We start from the raw sequence: 3,405 nt of genomic DNA on the forward strand, positions 1-3,405 counted from the left end.
TTTCAAGATCAAAAGATCGCAGCCTGCGGCAGCTCCTACAAAGGCGTCATGCAGCCTCTTGGAAATCCATCTCCGGTGGCTGACGACGGAAACCACCGGTCAACACCGCGAGGTAGACCACGCCGATCGCCAACCAGCTCAGGCCGAGATAGATAGCGAGGTGATCAAGGCTGACCATCAGCCACAAATCCGCCGCGAGACCGATGAATGGGAACAACAGGAACAGCACGAATTCGCGCAGGCCTTTTTTCTCGCCGCCTATCCAGTAATGGAAGATCACCGACAGGTTCACCAGGCTGAATGCAAGAAACGCGCCGAAGTTGATGAACGAAGTGGAGGTGGTGACGTCGAGTTTCAGTGCGAGCAAGGCAACCACCGCGCACAGCAGGATGCTGTTGATCGGTGTGCCGAATCGTTCGTGCAAGGTGCCGAAGAACGACTTCGGCAGCACGCCGTCGCGGCCCATGGCGTAGAGCAGGCGCGAACCGCTGGCCTGGGCCGACAGACCCGAAGCGAACTGACCGACGATCAGGCCGATCAGGAAGATCGAGACGAACAGGTCGCCGCCGATGTTGCGCGCAATTTCATAGGCCGCCGAGTCGACGCTGTCGAACTGGAACGACGGGTGGGCGATCTGCACGAAGTACGACACACCGACGAAAATCAGGCCGCCAATCAAGGTGATCAGCATGATCGCCCTTGGAATGGTGCGGCGCGGGTCACGGGTTTCTTCGGTCAGGGTGCTGACCGCGTCGAAACCGAGGAACGAGTAACAGGCGATGGCCGCACCGCTCATGATCAACGGCATCTGCATGTCGCCGTTGAAGAACGGTTTGACCGACCACAACGGCGTGCTCGCATCGCCGCCGACGTAGTGCACGCACAGCGCGACGAAGGCGATCAGCACCAGGAATTGCACCAGCATCAGCAAGGCGTTGATGCCGTTGGCCAGTTTCAGGCCGACGATGTTGATCGCGCTGGTGATGCCGATGAACGCCAGCACCCAGATCCACTGCGGCACGGCGGGGAACGCCGAGTTGAGGTAAGCCGCGCCGATCAGCCAGATCGCCATCGGCAGGAACAGGTAATCAAGCAGCACCGCCCAACCGGCGATGAACCCGAGTTTCGGGCTGATGGCTTTGCGCACATAGCTGTAGGCGGAACCGGCCACCGGGAAGGCCGAGGCCATGCGCCCGTAGCTCATGGCGGTGAAGAACATCGCCACCAGTGCCGCCAGATACGCGGCGGGCACCATGCCGGCGGTGGATTGAGCGAGGATGCCAAAGGTGCCGAGCACAATGATCGGCGTCATGTAGGCGATGCCAAATAGCACCACCGACCCTAATGACAGGGTGCGTTGCAAACGAGCCATGAGCGACTACTCCGGAATTATTAGATTTATGGCAGAGCCGAGTTCGGCGCAAATTTCGGGTGTGGCGTTGTTGTTCTTTGTTCGAATCAAACAGATGTGTCGTGCGTCAGGGCCTCATCGCTGGCAAGCCAGCTCCCACAAGGATCGTCTGTGGATTCAGATTTTGTGAACGACATATATCCTGTGGGAGCGGGCTTGCCCGCGATGAGGCCAGTCCAGGCAATATAAAATCCGGATCAACGAGCAGGAATCAGCAACTCCCGAAGTCCGCTGGCATGCTCAACCATCTCCCCCGGCAACTTCAGCCGCTGATCATCCAGATAGCGATAATCCTGGCGCGCCGCCGTCAACTGGTTCAGGTCCAGCTCCACCGCAAACTGCCCCTCTTCACGACCGGCCTCGAACAGCAACGTGCCCAGCGGATCCACCAGCGCACTGCCACCGGCGAACAACAACCCGCCATCGCCCTCTTCCACGCGGTTGACCATCAACGCGAACGCCTGGTTTTCCTGGGCGCGGGCCATGATCGCGGTGCGGTGGGTCGGGCCGTACGGGTCCATGTTGCCGTTGGTCACCAGCAGCAACTCGGCACCGAGTTGCGCCAGGGCGCGGGCGGTTTCGGGGAATTCGATGTCGTAGCAGATCAGCAAGCCGACGCGCACACCGTTCCACAGGCACGTGGCGTAGCGGTCACCGGCCTCGAACACACCGCGGTCCGACGCCCACAGGTGCGTCTTGCGGTATTTCAGCGCGATGCCTTCGGGAGTGATCAACAGCGTGGTGTTGTAGAAACGACCGTTGTCGTTCTCGGCGGTGCCGACGACCACGGCGACCTTGCGCTCACGGGCCGCAGCGACAATCGCGCTGACGGTCGGACCGTCCAGCGGTTCGGCGACATCGGCCACGGACTCGGCGCTCGGGAAGCCCATCAAGTGGCTTTCCGGAAACATGATCAGTTGCGTGTCGGCGGCGCAGGCGTTGATCGCCTCCAGGGCACGTTCGAGGTTGTAAGCCGTGTCGTTGTCACGGCCCGCCAATTGGGCGAGTTCGACCTTCATGGGTATTCCTTGTTCTAAGGCCGGGCTGGGAGAAAGATTGCCCGGTCGCTGTCTGTGCGCCAGTATGCGCAGCAAGCAAGCGGCCGGGAAATCACGCCGCTGGGGTAACACGATAGGGGTAGATGCATGACACTCTCGTTGGACGACATCGCCTGGCACCGTTCGGTGGGGCAATTGATCGACGCCCTGGACAAGCCCAATTTCTGGACGCAGCTGGTGCGTTTACTGGACCAGTACGTGCCCTGCGACAGTTGGGTAGCGCTGCTGTTCAGCGCCGACCAGCACCCGCAAGTGTTCGCCGAATGCCCCGGCGAAGACGGCGGCCCGGACCCGTTGTTCCAGGATTACCTGCGCGGCCTGTACCTGCTCGACCCGTTCTATATCGCCTGCCGCGAACAATCGCGCACCGGCTTGTATCGCCTGTCGGAAGTGGCCCCGGAGCATTTCGAGCTCACCGAGTACTATCAACGATACTTTCGTGTGAATGTCGTGGCCGACGAAATACAGTTTAATTGTCAGCTCGAAGGCGACCGCACGCTGTGCCTGTCACTGGGCAGCAAGCAACGCTTCAGCGCGCAGCAGATAGCCTTGTTGTCGTTGATCCAGCCGTGGGTGCTCGGGTTGTTGCGCCAGCGTCTACCCTATGAGATCAACGAAGTGGTGGCCCTCGCCCCAGCACCGGTACAAGGCGACTGGCGGGTGCAACTGGAAGCGTCGGTACAGCAACTCAAAGGCGCGCAATTGACCGCGCGGGAGCTGGATGTCGGGCGTTTGATGCTCAGCGGCTGCTCCAGCAAGGAAATCGCCCGCAAACTGGAAATCTCCATCGAAACCGTGAAAGTCCATAAGAAACACATGTACAGCAAGCTGGGGATCAAATCCCAGTCCGAGTTGTTTTCGATTTTTCTCCAGGCACAAAATGCCTGAAAAGATCGCAGCCTTCGGCAGCTCCTACACTGATCGCATTCCCCTGTA

The 3,405-nt window shown here is 60.1% G+C and carries 3 protein-coding genes; 1 reads left to right on the plus strand and 2 read right to left on the minus strand.

From position 1 onward, the window contains the following. Positions 1–46: 46 nt before the first annotated feature. Both ACW9JC_RS29440 and ACW9JC_RS29445 read right to left on the minus strand, forming a co-directional pair. A complete protein-coding gene (locus tag ACW9JC_RS29440; protein WP_457459439.1) occupies positions 47–1,372 on the minus strand; it encodes an APC family permease in 1,326 nt (441 codons plus the stop codon). Positions 1,373–1,608: 236 nt separating this feature from the next. Next, on the minus strand, positions 1,609–2,430 hold the full coding sequence (locus tag ACW9JC_RS29445; RefSeq protein ID WP_457459441.1) for a carbon-nitrogen hydrolase family protein: 822 nt from the start codon (positions 2,428–2,430) through the stop codon (positions 1,609–1,611). Positions 2,431–2,556: 126 nt separating this feature from the next. Between ACW9JC_RS29445 and ACW9JC_RS29450 the strand changes: the two genes are divergently transcribed. Beyond that, on the plus strand, positions 2,557–3,357 hold the full coding sequence (locus ACW9JC_RS29450; RefSeq protein ID WP_150702000.1) for a helix-turn-helix transcriptional regulator: 801 nt from the start codon (positions 2,557–2,559) through the stop codon (positions 3,355–3,357). Positions 3,358–3,405 lie beyond the last annotated feature (48 nt).

This window comes from Pseudomonas sp. SDO5591_S426 (assembly GCF_054070755.1).